This is a genomic window from uncultured Psychrosphaera sp. (assembly GCF_947500655.1).
In the GTDB taxonomy this organism is placed as follows: domain Bacteria; phylum Pseudomonadota; class Gammaproteobacteria; order Enterobacterales; family Alteromonadaceae; genus Psychrosphaera.
In genome coordinates, this window is the sequence record NZ_CANMSK010000013.1 from 73,734 (window position 1) to 92,363 (window position 18,630).

The following is an 18,630-nucleotide window of genomic DNA, read 5'->3' on the forward strand; positions in this document are numbered from 1 at the left end:
TTATTATGTTTAAAGCAGTAAAAACAGAACAAGATATTAATAAGGTTGTCGAACTCGCTCACCTTATTTGGACTGAACATTACACGCCAATTATTGGCGTGGAACAAGTTGAATATATGCTGGCAAATTTTCATTCTAAAGATGAAATAAGCAAACAGATTTCACAGCAAAATTATCACTTCTTTCTAATGATCAGCGATGATAAAGCCATTGGTTATTGTGGTTTTCAGTTGCAAGAAAACGATTTATTTCTAAGTAAATTATATGTTTTAAGTTCTGAGCGTGGAAAAGGATTTGGTAAATTAGCCACTGACTTTATCATTCAATCGGCCAGAGATAATCATAAAGACAAAGTTTACTTAACTGTCAATAAATACAATCACGGCTCTATAAATGCCTATTACAAAATAGGCTTTAAAAAAGTAAAAGAGTTATGTGTAGATATTGGTGGTGGTTATGTGATGGACGACTACCAATTAGAGCTAACGTTATAAACTTAGCTGCTTTTTAATTGGTGAGCGAAAGATTGACCGTATTGCATTTTATCTAATTGGAATATTTCACAGATAGTTTGTCCCATATCTGCAAAGGTATCTCGTTTTCCTAAATTAACCGCCTGCATCTTATGCTGATACATTAATATTGGAACATATTCTCTTGTATGATCGGTGCCCTTCCAACTTGGATCACAGCCGTGATCAGCCGTTATAAACAAAATATCGTCATCATTTAATGCTTCTAGCACATCAGTCAAACGCGTATCAAAGTACTCTAATGCTTGTGCGTAGCCTTTAATATCTCGTCTGTGGCCAAAGTCTTGATCAAAGTTAACTAAGTTAGTGAAAATAATTTGCTTTGACTTTGATATTGACTCTGGCTTTTGTATTTGTTCAATTGTGCTATCAATTAACTGCTCAAGACCTGTGGCTTTTATACTCTGAGTAATTCCTTGATGAGCGTAAATATCAGCTATCTTGCCTATACTCGTCACTGTGCCGCCTTGTGCGACGAGTTTGTCTAACATAGTTTCACTAGGTGGCAATACAGAGAAGTCCCTTCTATTCCCTGTACGTTTGAATTCAGTTGGGGTTTCACCTAGAAATGGGCGGGCGATAACCCGACCAATATTATATTTGTCTAATAATTCCCGAGCTACTTCACAAAAGTCATATAAACGCTGTAAGCCAAAATGTTCCTCATGAGCTGCAACCTGAAATACACTGTCTACTGAGGTGTAGCAAATCGGTTGTTGATTCTGAATATGCTGCTCACCGTGTTTAATTAATATGTCTGTGCCTGGTGCATGACAATTTCCTAAAATCCCAGTTACGCCTGTTCTAGCGATTAATTCGGCAATAAATTCTGCAGGGAAACTATTGGTTTTATCTTTGAAATATCCCCAATCAAATAACACAGGAACGCCGGCCATTTCCCAATGACCACTTGGAGTATCTTTGCCTGTCGATATTTCCTGCATATAACCATAAGCTGCAATTGGTGAGGTTTTACAAGGTAAATCAATTTCGACATTATTGGCTTGCTCACAAGCGGCTAATAAGCCAAGCTTAGCTAAATTAGGCAAATGTAATTCTTGCGCCTGATCTTTTATAGAAAGCTGTTTCATAAATTGATAAATATGGAAAAAGGTATTTGCGCCCACATCACCAAATGCCTCGGCATCTGCACTACTGCCAATACCTAAACCATCGGCGACTAATATAATTACTCTGCTCATAGATCTAATGTCTCTACGTTTGATTTTTTCTCTAAACGGTCATTATGCACTCTAATAACCTGACCTTGATTAAAGACTCGGTTAGTATCAATTTGTTGTTGTTCGGATAGAAGTATAATAGTTGATGTTAGCTCATCGCCGTCAATAACCAAGTAATAGCCAATGGACTTAGATTCAGTTTCTACTATATCGCCACTTTCAAAATAAAAACCTGGATTGCCAATGGTCTCAAAGAGCCAACTTTTTGTCGCATAAGCGCCTAAATAGTTATGCACTGCTGTGGCGTTAACGGCGATAGAAAATTGAGCTTGTGGGGTTAATTTAGTTAATGCTAATAACTCACGAAAACGACTATAAATAACCGCGTCTTCTGTGGTGAACGGGATATGTTTTTGAGATGTAGTCAAAAGTTGTTGGCGAGAAAATAGCGTAGGAAATTGAATATCATTTGATAAATTCAAAATAAATTCATCTGAGTTTACATCGACTTGCCAATACCAATTCACCAGATTGTTTTGCAACACTACCCACCTAATTAAATATCAAAATTAAAGCCAGTCTTAATTTAATGTAACTGAGTTATTTAAGCAACTTTTTGCACACTTAGCCTATTTATAAAACAAGCTAAGTATTAGCCGGTAACAATCTTTTTCACCCGCTTTAATAGCTATAGATTATTGACGATCTGCTTGATTAGCTTAGGTCCTTGGTAAATAAAGTTAGTATAAATCTGAACTAAATTTGCGCCAGCCGCTAATTTTTCTTTCGCGCTTTGAGCGTCATTAATACCGCCCACACCTATTATAGGAATTTCTTTATTGATTGAGCGTATTTTAGTTATAACTTGTGTGCTCATGTCTTTTACTGGGTTACCACTTAATCCACCGGCTTCTTCAGCGTGTTTTAAGCCTTTTACGGCATCTCGTGACAAAGTTGTGTTGGTGGCGATTATGCCATCCATGCCTTCTGACACAATACACTCAACGACTTGCTCTATCGCTACTTCGTCCATATCCGGGGCAATTTTTACTAGTACAGGTACGTATTTATCGTATTCTTTAGCCAATAACGTTTGTTGTTGTTTTACCGCAGATAACAAAACGTTTAATGAGTCGCCAAATTGTAAATCTCTTAATCCTGGGGTATTTGGTGAAGAGATATTTACCGTAATATAATCGGCATACTGATATACCTTTTGCATACAGATCACATAGTCTTCATGACCTGTTTCATTTGGCGTATCTTTATTTTTACCAATATTGATCCCCAAAATACCTTTGAAATTTGCGCGTTTAACATTTTCAATTAAGTTATCAACACCGTGGTTATTGAAGCCCATACGGTTAATGATGGCATTTTGCTCTGGCAGTCTAAATATGCGAGGCTTAGGATTTCCGGCTTGCCCTACTGGCGTTACAGTGCCGATTTCGACAAAGCCAAATCCCATTTGACCAAACGCATCGATACAATCACCGTTTTTATCTAAACCAGCGGCTAAGCCCACAGGATTAGGAAAAGTCATTCCGAGTACTTCTACAGGTTTGTCTTGTATTGTTTGTTTCCAAACAAAGCTAAGTGGTGTATTAGCAAATCGTTTAAAGTTTTTTAACGCAAATTCATGTGCCCACTCAGCATCTTGTGTGAACATAAACTTTTTTGCTAATTCAAATAACATGTTGGAACCCCGTTTGGATTGGATTAATAAAACTACTGATAAAAGTGCAGATAAAAGCACTTATAAATAGGACGCATAAAAAAACGCCCAACAAATAAATTCATTGGGCGTATTTTATAGAGTTAGACGATAAATTGTTAGTTAATTAACCGTCTCTTTTACGTTAAACGTTACAAAGATGAATCACACTGGTAACTTAACAGCATAAGCTCACGCAATGCCACTGAGAACTTAGCAAACTCATGGCTATCCGAGGTTTTAAACTCTGCTAACATTTGTTCCCAACGACCAATAATACCGTTAAATTCTGCTAACCAATTATCAAACATGGCTTCATCATCATTACTGTCTTTATTAAATTTCAGTACTGCAGATGTTAATGCTCGTTGTTGCCAATCTAGCTCTTCACGATAACTAGCGCGGGCAAGTGCCTGCCAATGATTACCAACAGGCTGATTGGTGATCTGTTCTAAGAACCAATGTAAACCAAGTTTAGCGCCTAATCTAAAGTAAAGCTTAGTTACTAAGTCAACGTCTTTACCCATACTTTGAGCAACATCGGCAATATCCATTGCTGAGAATATAGAACTTAACTGTGCAACATAAGCAGCCGTTTCTTGTGGTGTACCTTCTTGTACATATTCATTTTCAGCATCTTTTAATAATGTAGACTCAGACTCAATTAAGTACTCAGGTAACTTAGTACTTAATCTATCGAATGTCGCTTTGTAGAAACCAATAGTATCTTCTAAGCCTATCGCTTTATTTCTATGTCTTAAGAACCAACGAGCTGTACGACGAACGGTACGACGAACTTGATGCAACATTTCTGTTTGCAATTGTGCTGGTATCTTATTATCTAGCGCTTCAATTTGAGACCAATATTTTGGCAAGTTATAAACATCTCGCGCCATCATGTAACAAGTAAGAATTTCTTCTACAGGAGCACCTGTTTCTTCTTTCATACGCTCAACAAAGTTTAAGCCCATATCATTGACAACTTCGTTAGCTAACTTAGTGGCGATGATCTCTTTACGTAATGGATGCTTTTGGATCTGTTCTTTATATTCTTGCTGTAATTTCGGCGGGAAAGCCTCAATTAACATGTTTAGGTAATATGGGTTTTGATCAATTTCATCAGTAGCAAATTGTTCTTTTAATACCATTTTTCCATAAGCAACTAGTACAGCCAACTCAGGACGAGTAAAACCATGACCCGATAATTGACGTTCGGCAATATCTTCATCCGACGGTAAAAATTCAATTTCACGGTCTAGCTTGCCACTTTTCTCAAGAGCATGAATAAAGCGAGTTTGTTCTTTTAACAGACTTGCGCCTTTAAGCTCAGTAACTGAGATAGTGTGAGTTTGACGGTAACAATCTTTTAATACAATTTCAGATACGTCATCTGTCATGTCATACAATAATTGATCACGGTGTTTTTTGGTTAATTCACCTTCCGTCACTAACTGATTTAACAATATTTTAATGTTAACTTCGTTATCCGAGCAATCAACACCACCTACGTTATCAACAAAGTCAGTATTAATACGACCACCGCTTAGAGCGTATTCTATACGACCTAATTGTGTAGCACCTAAGTTACCACCTTCACCAAATACTTTGGCTTTTAGCTCACCACCATTAACACGAACTAAGTCCGTACCACGGTCGCCAACTTGTGCGTCAGTTTCTGATTTGGCTTTAATATATGTACCAATGCCGCCGTTCCAGAACAGATCGACTTCCATGGTTAATAATCCACGGATCAATTCGTTTGGCGTCATGCTGGCTTTTTTAGTGCCCAACATTTTTTTCATTTCTGGCGTTAAACTAATTGATTTAGCGCTGCGTAAGAAAATACCGCCACCTTTTGAAATTAGCTTAGCGTCATAGTCTTCCCAAGAAGAGCGTGGCATATCAAATAATCGACGACGCTCTGGAAATGACGTTGCAGAATCTGGCGTTGGGTCAATAAAGATGTGCATGTGGTTAAACGCACCTTGCAAACGAATGTGTTCAGATAACAACATACCGTTACCAAATACATCACCTGCCATGTCACCAACGGCAACACAAGTGAAGTCTGTAGTTTGACAGTTAATGCCCATTTCACGGAAATGACGTTTAACTGATTCCCATGCACCACGTGCGGTAATACCCATTTTTTTATGGTCGTAACCAACACTGCCGCCTGATGCAAATGCATCACCTAACCAGAAGTTATACTCTTCTGAAATAGCATTAGCGATATCTGAGAATGTCGCAGTGCCTTTATCGGCAGCAACAACTAAATAAGTATCATCTTCATCGTGGCGAACCACATCTTTAGGTGGAACAACATCACCATGTACTATGTTGTCAGTTAAATCTAATAGGCCACGGATAAAAATTTTGTAACACTCTTGCCCTTCAGTGAAAAATGCATCACGTCCGCCTTCAGTTGGCATTTGCTTACAAACAAAACCACCTTTCGAACCGTTAGGGACGATTACTGTATTCTTAACTTGCTGTGCTTTAACCAGTCCAAGTACTTCAGTACGGAAGTCTTCCATACGGTCAGACCAACGTAATCCACCACGAGCCACTTTACCACCACGTAAATGCACGCCTTCGATACGAGGGCTGTACACAAAAATTTCAAATTTAGGTTTAGGTAAAGGTACTTCTGGAATTAATGAAGGTAACAATTTAAATGATATGTATGGTTTGTCTGTCCCGTCTTTTGCCGGTTGGTAAAAGTTAGTACGTAACGTGGCGTCCATTAAAGTAACGTATAAACGAATGATACGGTCATCATCTAAGTTGCCAACATTGTCTAATTCAGCAAATAATTCTTCTTTGGACTTATCGTATTTTTTAACGCTATCTTTATTCGGCTTAAATTTATGCGTAAATAAAGTAACTAATTTCCCTGCAATTTCAGGATAGCGGTCGAAAGTAGATTCGATATAACTTTGTGAGAAAGTCACACCAATTTGACGCATATATTTAGCATACGCACGGATAATCGACGCTTGGCGGCCACTTAACTTAGCGCCTAAGATCAAACGGTTAAACCCATCATTCTCTAATTTGTTATCCCACACTGCAGCGAAAGCGGTTTGGAATAACTTCTGAGTTTTTTCAAAGTCTGAGTTATCACCATTGGTTAATGTCATGGTGAAATCCATGATCCAATGTTCACCGGTTTCAGTATCTACCGCATAAGGCGTTTCACCAATAACACGCAATCCAAAGTTTTCTAGGATCGGTAATACATCAGATAAATGGATTGGTTCATCTTTATGGAATAAGCTTAAACGAACTGCATTTTTTTCAACAGATTCTTGTGAACGATAAAACAGCATTTCTAGCTTATTATCGTCGTTTAACTTTTCTAAATAAGTGACATCAACCGTTGCCGTTGAAGGTAATACCGCTTCTTTATAACTTCTTGGGAAAGATCGATTATAACGAGCCGCCAGCTCTTTACCTTTAGCGCCACCGAATGTTTTAGTTAACGCAGTTGCTAATCTGTCGTCCCATGTTTTTGCCGCTTCTATTAAGTTACTTTCAATTTCTTTCACGTTAATTTTAACATCCTGATTGTTAGCATGAACAATATAATGCGTTCTAGCTAAAGGAGACTCAGAAAAGTAAGTAGTGAATTCAACTTCACTATCACTGCCTATCGCGTTGTGTAATATTTCTTGTGTGTCTTTACGCAACTTAGTGTTGTAACGTTCCCGACGCACAAACACCATACAAGAATAGAAACGACCATAAGTATCTTTTCGAACGAATAACTTGGTCATATCGCGTTCTTGCATTTGCAATACGCCCATAGCGACTTCTTTTAAATGTTCTTCAGAGGCTTGAATTAATTCATCTCTTGGATACGTTTCTAGCACATTTAATAACGCTTTATAGCCATGTGTTTCTTTGGCAAATGAACTACTTTCAGTAATGCGATTTATTTTTTCATTTAACAGAGGAATGTCTTTAACACTTGAGTTATAAAAACTCGCAGCATAAAGGCCAACAAATCGATACTCACCAATTACATTGCCTTCATCATCTAATTTTTTAATACCAATGTAATCTAGATAAGCTGGACGATGTACTCGTGATTGTGCATTCGTTTTAGTTAATACCAAGAAGTTACTTGATAATGCTTCAGTGCGGCCTGTATGAGACAACTCAGATAATAATCTGTCTGTGCTTGGTCTTTTTTTCATTAAACCTAATGAGGTTTCATCTTTGCCTTTAACTAACGTATCACCTTTAACGGCAGATACCGTGTATTCACGATACCCCATAAGTGTGAAGTTATGATCCGCAATCCAATCTAAAAAGCTTAACGTAGTTTTTAGATTATCTTTATTAGCTGATTTTGATTGTTTAACTTCAGCAATACATTGAGCCAATTTATCTTGAATAGGGATCCAGTCTTGTACAGCAATACTCACATCACCAAGGACTGACGCCAATTCTTTCACTAAACTGTTTAATTGTTTCTGGTCACTTTGGTGATCAATTTCAATCAGAAATACAGTTTGATGATGGGTACTAGTGCCCGCTTTTAAATCAATAAATTCAGAAATTTCACCGTTTTTATCACGGTTAACTTTAACTGGAGTATGTAATAACAAATGAGGGGTAATCGATAAACGATTTAATGCCATTCGCACAGAATCGACTAAAAATGGTAAGTCATTAACCACAATCTGCACTATGGTATGCTCAGACTGCCAACCATTATCGCCAAGCTCAGGGTTAAATACTCGAATAATAGGTTTATCTTCAAATGCTTCATTAAAAGCATTAAATAAGCTAAGAGATGCGCCATATAAATCTACGTCAATTCGTCTATCTAAATCGTCTGGCGCTATGTTTTCAAACAAGCGAGAGGCAAATTCTTCGACCAACTGTTGACGTTTGGCGGGTAACTTCTCATTTATCAATTTGGCAACATTTTTAAGGATCACCGATGAGGAATTACGTAATAAAGCCATTCCTGTTTCCTTTTTAATTATACATTTAGGATTATATATTGATTTGACGGGTATATTTTATATAAACAACCTATAAGTCTGTTCATATAAACAATTGCATTTAGTTTAGACCTATTTTGAAATTTAGAGAAGTAGATTATAACTGGTAGTAACACTAAAGAATTCAAGAGATTAGTTAAAAAGGAAAAGATATGCAGGGACTTTTAATAAAAAAGCGGCTTAAGGCCGCTTTTTTATATATTTATTCATAAATAATTCAGTTAAAGATAATTGAATTATTTATATTTTCACTGTCTATTTTTCTTTACGCCAAAGGACAGATGCTAGAGCTGGCAAGATAATTACCGCACCCAGCATGTTCACCAAGAACATAAAGGTTAATAACACGCCCATATCGACTTGGAATTTCAGCGCTGAGAATGCCCAAGTACTTACGCCTATAGCTAACGTAAGACCGGTAAATAATACCGCACTACCACGTTCTTTAAGGGCTAAGAAGTAACTATGGGTAAGCGTATTACCTTTTCTTAATTCACCTATCATAGTAGATAGAATATAAATCCCGTAATCCACGCCAATACCAACACCTAATGCGATAACTGGCATAGTTGAAACCGTAAGACCAATTTCCAAGTAGGTCATTAATGCTTGAGCTAATGTTGATACCACAAACAAAGGAAGAACAACTGCGATAGTGGCTTTCACTGAGCGGAAGCTAATTAAACATAAAATGATAACCGCGCCATAAACATACCAAAGCATTGGTACTTGAGCCGCTTCAACCGCTTCATTTGTTGCCGCCATAACGCCTGCAGCGCCAGAAGCTAGTAAGAACTTAACTTGGTCGGTTTCCATCTCGGCTTTTGCCGCTTTAACTGATGAAATTACACGTTCTATAGTCTCAGCTTTATGATCTTCCAAAAACAATATAATTGGCATCACGCTACAGTTACGATTTAACAAACCAGTACTTGTTTCAATGCGAGCAGTAGATTGAACTAAAGAAGAACTATTACGTGGCAGCGAACGCCATTTTAAGTTGCCTTCGTTATAACCTGTGTTAACTACTTTTGCTACCGAAGACAAACTAATGGCCGACTGAACACCTTCAACGTTGCTTAAACGCCACTGGAATTGGTCAATCAAGTCCATTGTTGCATGACTTGTACAGTCATAAGCGATGTCATCGTCTAAGTTGTCATCATGTATTTCGACAATGACTTTTAAGATATCCGTTGATATAGCGTATCTGTCAGTAATTAAAAATGTATCTTGGTTATAACGACTGTCTTCATGTAAAGATGGTGCGCCCGCTTTCATGTCACCAATTTTCATTTCTTGGCTTTTCATCCAACCAAAACCATACAACAAAGCAGTGATCACTAAAATGATTAATGCATTTTTAGGTTTGGTTACCCGAGACATTTTCTCCCATAAATGATCATGAGAGTCTGCTGGTAATGCTTTAAAGCGTTTGTCAAAGTCTATATATGAAGCTAATACAGGCATTAAGAATAAGTTAGTGAAAATAATAACCGCCACACCTAAACTTGCTGTAATTGCTAACTCTTTAATAATACCAATATCGATTGTTAGTAATGTTAAGAAACCAACAGTATCCGACATTAATGCAATTCCACCTGGAATTAACAAGGTACAGAAACTGGCACTACAAGCTTGTTTTGCAGTAAAGCCTTCATGCACACGTTTACCAATAGAATTGATCATTTGTACGCCATGGCTCACACCAATAGCAAAAACTAAAAACGGTACCAAAATAGACATAGGATCTAAACCAAAGCCTAAGCTATTTAACATACCTAGCTGCCATATTACCGCCATAATAGAACAAGCAATTGGCAAGATAGTTAATACGGTTGAGCGGATAAATATCCAAACCATTAATGCAGTAATAACAATCGCAACGGCAAAAAACAGAACTACGTCTTTAGCACCCGATGCAACATCACCGATCATTTTAGCAAAACCAATTATATGGATTGATATTTGGTCGTTTTCAAATTTTTCTCTAACTTCAGTCTCTAATTGTTGAGCTAACGCTATGCTATCTAGTTTTTCGCCAGTTTCTGGATTAGTTTCTAATAATTGGCTAGATACCATGGCACACGAATAATCGTCTGCAACCATACGACCGATAAGGCCGGCTTTTTCAATATTCTGTTTTACTTTCTGTAACCCGGCTTTATCTGCATTGAAATCAGCAGGAATAACCGGTCCTCCTGCGAACCCATCTTCTACAACTTCAATAAAACGAGTTGATGGAGAATATAACGAAGACACTAATGTGCGGTTTACGCCTGGGATGAAGAATAATTGATCGTGGACTGATTTAAGCGCTTCAAAAAATTCTGGGTTAAATATATCGCCATTTTTGTCACATACCGATATGTAGATGGAGTTTGCACCACCAAAGTCATCGCTGTGTTTAACATACGTTTTCATGTATTCATGATTAAGCGGTATGTTTTTATTAAAAGAAGCATCTAGATGAATATTAGACGCTTGATAACCTAAAACCAAAGTGATCGCGGTAAATACACCTATCACTAAGGCACGTTGTTTGAATAAGAACTTCTCTAAACTTTTTACAAACATCTATTTAATCTCTTGCTTTATTTGAAGTAAATTCGCTTAACGCGATTTTTTTAATACCAGCTTCAGTTGCTAAGTATAAGAACCCATTAAATACCACTCCAGACATTACCGCTTTACCGTCATCGATTACATAATCGTTAATATCTGTGTTATTTGAGGTATAAAAAATATTGCCTGAATTAGCAAAGAAATACGTTACATCATTGTAGTGATAGGCAGAATTAATCGTTGCTTTCACATCAGTATCTAATGCTTGCCAAGAGTCGCCTTGGTCTTCACTTTTAAATAGGTTGCCACGTAGACCAGCTAAAAACTGAATATTATCTACGTCAATGATAGAGAAGTAAGAACCAAAGTAATCAGTTTCGACAATCTCCCAGTCTTGGCCATTTTTATCACTTTTAGCTAAAAAGCCTGCTTCACCGGCAATGAATAATTGCTCACCAATCACATTAATATTATTAAAGTGAGGCAACATAAATTGCTTCTCTTCTTGGTAAACATCGGGCTCAAACTCTTTAAGATCGTTTAAATACAAGCGGTCATCTTCAATTAACAACTCATCTTGAAAAGAGTCCTGCCAAGTCTCACCGCTGTCAGGTGATTCTAAAAATAAACCATAAGCACCAACGGCAATAACATTGTCGCCAATTACTTTTACATCTAGTAAAGGTTTATCAAGCTCAGGTTGATAATTTGACACGGTCCAGTTGAAACCGCCATCCGTTGTTTTTAATAAAGTTGCATCATGGCCAGTTGCAAAACCGACTTTATCATTCTTAAAGTCTACAGATGTTAATAATACATTAACTGGAACATTAGCTTGCTGCCATTGCTCCCCGTCAGTTGAAAGTAAAATATGTCCGCGTTCACCTACAGCAATTAAATTTGTGCCGGCGACTGTAATATCAATCAAGAGCTTTTCTTGGGCTAATTTTGACTGAATTGCGGCGACAGGTGATTGTGCTGTGACTGAAAAGGCAGAACAAACTACAAGTGTATAAAACACATTTTTAATCATTTTTTTCAACATAGGTGACTTCATAGATAAAATTACTTTTGATAAATAGATATGGATAAAAGAGGTTTAGGAGTTAAGAACAAATAAAAACGGTTGGCAGAACCAACCGTCTTTTATAACAAAGTAGTTATCTACCTTCACGCCTTAATGCCGCTGGAGTATATAAACGATCTTGTTGCTCAGTTTGGAAGTCATACATATCTTCCTGATTATCTAAACCAATCGCTATATAACGACGTGAGTCTAAATCGTAATAAGCTTCTAATGTTGTCCAATGCGTAGGAACTTCGTAGTAGTTAATACCATAAGCAACAGCTACACGATATAACTCATCACGGTTATCGTACATATCGGCTATAGAAACCTGCCAGCTATCTTCATCAATGTAAAATACACGTTTTTTATAAACATGGCTAATACCATCTTTCAAGTTAGCTTCAACTACCCAGACTCTGTGTTTTTCCCAACGAACAACATCAGTTGCTATATGGCCAGGTTTGATAATATCATCGTATTGTAACGAATTACTATGTAGTTTGTAGCTGTTATAAGGAATTAATACTTCTTTTTTACCTTTTAATGTCCAAGTGTAACGATCTGGAGCACCGTTATACATGTCAAAATCATCGGTTGTACGTAAACCATCAGACGCTGATCCTGGTGCATCATATGCAACATTTGGTGCACGACGAACACGACGTTGTCCTGAGTTATAAGTCCAAGCTTGACGAGGTTGCTTAACTTGGTCCATAGTTTCATGAACTAACAAGGCTGTACCAGCAAGACGAGCAGGCTCGGTAATTTTTTGTTTAAAGCGGAATAAGATATTACTTTCTTCTAACGCTTTAGCCGTTGCATCTTTTTTAGAGTAATCAATTGCGATTGACTCCTCAAAACCAATGTACGTATAGTCACCATCAGCAGTTGGCACTGCTTGCCCACCATGACGAATGGCTGAAGCACCACGGAAACGTAAAATATGGTTCCATATTACTTCCAGACCATTAGCAGGTACTGGAAATGGAGCACCAATTGCCGCATTTTTAATACCATTACCATTTTGTACTAATTCTGTGTTAGTCGCATTGGTAGCAGTCGCATCATAAACATACTTTGGGTATGACGCAGTACGACGGCTTTGATAAACGTCTAACTTATAAGTATCAGGGTATGTTGCAAGCATTTTGCTTACCCCTGGTGTTAATAAGTCTTTGTATTGTGCTTTATTAGCGTTAGTAACTGTATAAAGAACTTTATCAGCAGAGAATGGGTCTGGGTGATGCATACCCACTTTATAACCAGCAGGTGGTGTTGTAATACCACCGTTCCATGCTGGTATTGAACCATCTGCATTTGCAGCTCTTACCGCGCCCATTGGCGTTAATTCGCCTTTTAATTTGGCCGCATCTGCTGAACTAATTTTTGCGCTCGCGCCTACTGATGCTAATGCAAAAGTTAAAGCTGAGGTCAATAAGGTTATCTTTTTCATAGTAAGTAATATCCCTTATAGTGAATATTTAATATTGAAAGAAACAAAGTCACGGTCTGCCATTTGGTTTACCGTACCTACGCCATCCCAAAATGCGTTATAAGCCATACCGAATGATACATTTTGATATTCGATATCCATAGACATACTGATTGATTTTTTGTCTTCATGGAAAAGGAATAATGGATCCGGTGTTACACCTTTAACATCATGAGAGAACACAACCTTTGGTTTTAAGTTAAACGAACCAAATACACGGTTAAGTTCACCAGCAAGTATTAAGCGATATCCCCAAGCGTCTTGAGTTGGAAAATACGACTCAGTGTCTTGACCATCTTGTACGCCAGCAAGTATACCAGCGGCAACTTCATCAGTTGTTGAACCAGAACGTGAAGTTCCAGGAGCATTAAAGCGAAGAACACTATGATCTGGGAAGTCGTTAATTGTTACATAACCAACTTCGGCAACACCATTTAAGTTATCTAAACCTAATGTAGGACCAAATGATTGTATTAACGTGAATTGTGCCTGTACTGAATCAACAAGGCAATATCCTGTTGCAGTATCACCTGGCTGAACACCACCTACAGGGCTATCACAACCTTCTACGTTATAATCGCCAAGCTGAGAAAGACCATCTAACTCTGGACGTATACCAGCATTAGCTAACTGTTCAGGCATAGCGGCAAATAGTAGCTCGATATCGTCAATTTGAATTGGTTCATCTTGGCGATAAGATATTTCACCTGAAACAGCCGTAGTTCCAATTGTTGTATTGAAACTAACACCAAATAATTGGATGTCTTCTGGGAAATATACAGCCGCTTTACTAAATGCATTCAGTGAGGTTATATTTTCCGCTGTAACACCTTCAGATACTATAAGGCCTAGATCTTCAGTAATAGCATCACTCGAAAAGTCAGATGCTCTACCTGATATTAATGGACGACGACTATGATAGTTTGTGTAGTAAAAACCAAACTCAGTATAGTTTAGTTCTTCAGCAAACCAACCTAACTTCAAACCAAATTGGCCTGAGTCTCTAGCGTCTTCATCTAAATCTTCTGCTCTTAATGCATACTTTGTTGGGTACGCTAAATAAGCAGCTGATGCAGAAGCTGAACCAGATAAAATTAATGGGGCTAATAAATTTAATTGACTAATTAACTCTTCACGTCCCATATCAGGGTTAGATGCAAAGTTTAACTGTACGTTGCTATTAGCACCGCCAGCTGCAATAAAATCATTAGTAGAGAAATAAGTACCCGTTGCGGCTAAACGAGACTCTTGAGACTCGTATTGATAAAAAGCCTCAAAAGATAAAGTATCAGTTAAACCGATATTGGCCCAAATCATACCTGTTGGAATGAAGGCTTCTTTTAAGTCGGCACCAGGCGTTTTTAGTCGAGCAACGTCAACCGCACCTACATTGATACCATGAGGGATTAATGTGCTTTCGCCCCAAGATAAAACTTGCTCACCCACTTTGATTGAAATTGGAGTGTTACCAATTTCAAAGTCAGCATAAACATACGCGTCTAATAAACGAATATCTTCACAAGCGTATTCTTTTGCTTCACTGTCCGCACAAGGGTCAAAAGCTTTGCCTGAAACAGGATCTTCATAGCCAATACCCTCAACTGCAAAATCTTTGTAATACATAAAACGTACAAATGCACCATAACCATCACCGTCGATAGTTAAGTCATGTAAACCTTTTATTACTTGTGAGAACGCTTCACCGGGATCGTAATTTAAGTTAGATAAATCACCATTAGTAGAATAACTACCTGAGGTATCCCAAACGTCACTGCCTGCATACTGCGGAGCGTAAGCTGTATACCCAGACCAATCAAATGATTGATTGTTACTTTTACCTACTAGGCTAAAGTCTCGGTTTTCAACACGATACGCTGCACCAGCAGAGAAAGTTGAGTCGAATTTTATTTCAAAGTTACCAAGTTCAAAAGTTGCTGCATTTCCGCCAAAAGATTGCATAGCGATAATGGCTGATGCAACACTTATAGCAAGTGGTTTTAAAGCAGACTTTGTTGCCCCTCTAGACATATGTTTCTCCCCTTGTCCTCTCAAGTTTATTTTTTATATTTATAAGTGAGGATATTAGGCTCATCGGATGAGCCTAATTATCCCAATAATTACACCATTTAACCAAGCAAGCAAGTCCTATGTTTAATTATTATTAGAGTAATTATTCCATTAAATACTGTTAGTTAGACAATTTTTGTAATGATTTAAATTTGTTATTTTCTTCTAATTCAAGCTCAAACAACCCATCAATTCCATTTGCTGTTACAAACGTACGGATGTGCTCAGCTGGAAACTGAATCCTTTGCCCTGTTTGCGCTACAACTTGAATCGACTTATAAAAGCCTTCGTAATATTGACGGCATTCCGCTGGTGATAAATGTAAATAGAAGTTAAATTTACGTGTCATAACTAACCTAATGCTGAACTTAATTTCTCGTATAAATCTTTCGACAACTCTAATTTACTTAATTGAATCAATTGTTGTCTCATTAGCTCTTTTCTTACCGGCTCATATCGTTGCCAACTAAGTAATGGAGATATCATACGAGATGCTAATTGAGGGTTAAGCTTATCCATTTTTTTCAAAAAATCAGCTAAAAATTGATAACCTTTACCAGATTCATCATGAAACTGCTCTGGGTTGTTCATCACAAAGGCACCAAATAGTGACCTAACACGATTTGGATTTTTATCCGAGAATAAGGCATGTTCTGCCCACTGCGCGATTTTTCTGTAAACTTCAGCATGTGGAATTCTAGCAACGGCAGAGGTCATTTTATCAAAAACAAGTACGTTATCAGCAAATTGTTTATCCATATTTTCTAACAATTCATCTAACAACACGACAGAATAAACTCTTGCTGACTCAAGCGCTGACACTTTTTCAGTCATGTTTGTAGAATCTAAGTAAACCTGTCTAATTATACTTTCAACATCACTGTCTGAACTATGCGACAAATACGATAACAATACATGCTTTAATCGCCTTTTCGCTACACTTGTTTGAATATAACCGTCTTCAATATCTGTTAGTTCTTGTACTAAAGCTTTAATTGTTTTTGCCAATGACTCTATGATCTGTAGAGTTATTTCGTTTTTAACTTTTAAAATATGACTTGGATTTATCACATCAAAAGTTTCTGCAATACTGGTATAACTCGGTATTGTTAACAACTCAGCTTTAATAGACGTTTCGATATCATCATTATTTAATATGTATTCAATAACTTCGATAAGCCCTTGCCTGCCCTCATCTAATATTGTGTCACTCGCACCATTGATTTGTTGTAACCATAGTGACTGCATTGAGTCCCATCGACAAAAAGCATCAGATGCATATTTAACTATATGGATTAATTGCTCCTGAGTTAGTTTTCTATGTACTTTGACAGGTGCTGAGAAGTTTTCAAATAACACTAAAGTGGCTGGCTCTGCACAGGAAAATGAGAATACTTGTTCAGACTTGTCAAAAATAACCGTACCGCGTTCTAAGCTACGGCCATCGGTATTGGCAAGTAATTCATATTTAACCGGAATAACTAAAGGTTTGTTCTGCTCTTCTGCAGGACGAGTTGGTAATGTTTGAGCTAACGTTAACTCTAAACCAGTATCTGTTTGTTTTTCAGAGACAACAACGTTTGGCGTTCCAGCTTGTGAGTACCAGTTTTGGAACTGAGTTAAGTCTTTGCTATTAGCATCAGCCATTGAAGAGACAAAGTCATCACAGGTAACCGCATTACCGTCATGACGTTTAAAATATAAATCCATTCCAGCTCTAAAACCAGATTCACCTAATAAACTGTGCATCATACGAATAACTTCAGCACCTTTGTCATATACAGTCACGGTATAAAAGTTATTCATTTCCATAACTTTTTCAGGTCTAATTGGATGAGCCATTGGTCCTGCATCTTCGGCAAACTGCATTGTTCGCATAACATTGGCGTGGCTAATACGTTCTATAACTTCACTGCCCATGTCTGCACTAAATTGTTGATCGCGAAAAACAGTTAAGCCTTCTTTTAAACTTAACTGGAACCAATCTCGACAAGTTACTCGGTTACCAGTCCAGTTATGGAAATATTCATGACCAATTACCGCTTCAATTCCGTGATAATCAATATCAGTTGCAGTGTTTAAATCGGCCAGTACATATTTACTATTAAAGACATTAAGTCCTTTATTTTCCATCGCGCCCATATTAAAGAAGTCGACAGCGACAACCATGTATTTATCTAAGTCGTATTCCAAGCCGTAACGCTGTTCATCCCATGCCATAGACTTAACTAATGATGCCATAGCGTGATGACCTAAGTGCAAATTACCTTTATCGACAAATAGCTCTAACTCAACCTTTCTGCCAGATTTAGTAACAAACTCGTCCGTAAGTAAATCAAAATCCCCTGCAACTAAAGCAAATAAATAACTTGGTTTTGGATGTGGGTCATGCCATTTGGTCCAACGAACTTGTTTGTGGGATTCATCATCTTCTTCTACAAGGCCTGAATCAATGAGATTACCATTGGATAACATATATGGATAAAGATCTGCATCAGCAAAGATAATGACGGTAAAAACAGATAATACATCTGGACGGTCTAAGTAAGGTGTTATACGTCTAAAACTTTCAGCTTCACATTGTGTACAAAAAACACCAGCAGATTTGTATAACCCTTCTAATGCAGTGTTATTAATGGGATCAACAATCACTTCTATTTCAAGTTCAAATTCCACCAACTCGACATCTATTTTTAACTGTTCTTGTTCAACAGTAAATGGAGTGTCCGTCCCATTTATAAGTACGGTTAATACCTGTTGTACTTCACAATCTAAAACTAACTGTTTTGCAGTTTCAACATTACGTTTAATTTGTAATTTACTGCGGACTAAGGTTTTCTCATCATCCAAATTAAAAAACAATTCTGTTTTTGGGATCAAGAACTCTGGAATTTGGTAATCTTTTAAGTATTTAGTTTCTGTTGTCATAGTAGTCACTTGAAGGAAGTTGAAATGTACTTATGTAAAAATGTACTTATATTAATATCATAC

The 18,630-nt window shown here is 37.4% G+C and carries 11 protein-coding genes; 1 reads left to right on the forward strand and 10 read right to left on the reverse strand.

Annotated elements, in window-relative coordinates:
- The first annotated feature begins 5 nt into the window (after nucleotides 1-5).
- A complete protein-coding gene (locus Q0940_RS11735; RefSeq protein ID WP_299268709.1) occupies nucleotides 6-494 on the forward strand; it encodes a GNAT family N-acetyltransferase in 489 nt (162 codons plus the stop codon).
- A 2-nt stretch (nucleotides 495-496) separates the two neighbouring features.
- Here Q0940_RS11735 and Q0940_RS11740 read toward each other — a convergent pair whose 3' ends face one another.
- The 10 genes from Q0940_RS11740 to pepN all read right to left on the reverse strand — a co-directional run bounded on the left by Q0940_RS11740 (nucleotide 497) and on the right by pepN (nucleotide 18,567).
- Nucleotides 497-1,735, reverse strand: coding sequence for a phosphopentomutase (locus Q0940_RS11740; protein WP_299268712.1), 1,239 nt, complete (start codon nucleotides 1,733-1,735; stop codon nucleotides 497-499).
- The gene (locus Q0940_RS11745; protein WP_299268714.1) at nucleotides 1,732-2,259 is read right to left on the reverse strand and encodes a cell division protein ZapC domain-containing protein; all 528 of its coding nucleotides are present in this window, start codon (nucleotides 2,257-2,259) and stop codon (nucleotides 1,732-1,734) included. The genes Q0940_RS11740 and Q0940_RS11745 overlap by 4 nt, the downstream gene beginning before the upstream one ends.
- 143 nt (nucleotides 2,260-2,402) lie before the next feature.
- A complete protein-coding gene (pyrD, locus tag Q0940_RS11750) occupies nucleotides 2,403-3,410 on the reverse strand; it encodes a quinone-dependent dihydroorotate dehydrogenase (protein WP_299268716.1) in 1,008 nt (335 codons plus the stop codon).
- A 170-nt stretch (nucleotides 3,411-3,580) separates the two neighbouring features.
- A complete protein-coding gene (locus tag Q0940_RS11755; protein WP_299268718.1) occupies nucleotides 3,581-8,407 on the reverse strand; it encodes an NAD-glutamate dehydrogenase in 4,827 nt (1,608 codons plus the stop codon).
- A gap of 294 nt (nucleotides 8,408-8,701) precedes the next feature.
- The gene (locus Q0940_RS11760; RefSeq protein ID WP_299268720.1) at nucleotides 8,702-11,023 is read right to left on the reverse strand and encodes an MMPL family transporter; all 2,322 of its coding nucleotides are present in this window, start codon (nucleotides 11,021-11,023) and stop codon (nucleotides 8,702-8,704) included.
- A gap of 4 nt (nucleotides 11,024-11,027) precedes the next feature.
- Nucleotides 11,028-12,056 carry a YCF48-related protein gene (locus tag Q0940_RS11765; protein ID WP_299268722.1) on the reverse strand — a complete coding sequence of 343 codons (1,029 nt, stop codon included), beginning with the start codon at nucleotides 12,054-12,056 and terminating at the stop codon, nucleotides 11,028-11,030.
- Nucleotides 12,057-12,171: 115 nt separating this feature from the next.
- Entirely contained in the window at nucleotides 12,172-13,533 is a 1,362-nt protein-coding gene (locus tag Q0940_RS11770) for a DUF1329 domain-containing protein (protein WP_299268724.1), read from the reverse strand.
- A gap of 15 nt (nucleotides 13,534-13,548) precedes the next feature.
- Complete coding sequence (locus Q0940_RS11775; RefSeq protein ID WP_299268727.1) at nucleotides 13,549-15,600, reverse strand: DUF1302 domain-containing protein; 2,052 nt, start codon at nucleotides 15,598-15,600, stop codon at nucleotides 13,549-13,551.
- 160 nt (nucleotides 15,601-15,760) lie between these two features.
- Nucleotides 15,761-15,988, reverse strand: a complete 228-nt coding sequence (locus Q0940_RS11780) for a DUF2835 family protein (protein WP_299268729.1) — start codon at nucleotides 15,986-15,988, stop codon at nucleotides 15,761-15,763.
- A 2-nt stretch (nucleotides 15,989-15,990) separates the two neighbouring features.
- Complete coding sequence (gene pepN / locus Q0940_RS11785; RefSeq protein WP_299268731.1) at nucleotides 15,991-18,567, reverse strand: aminopeptidase N; 2,577 nt, start codon at nucleotides 18,565-18,567, stop codon at nucleotides 15,991-15,993.
- Between the last annotated feature and the right edge of the window lie 63 nt (nucleotides 18,568-18,630).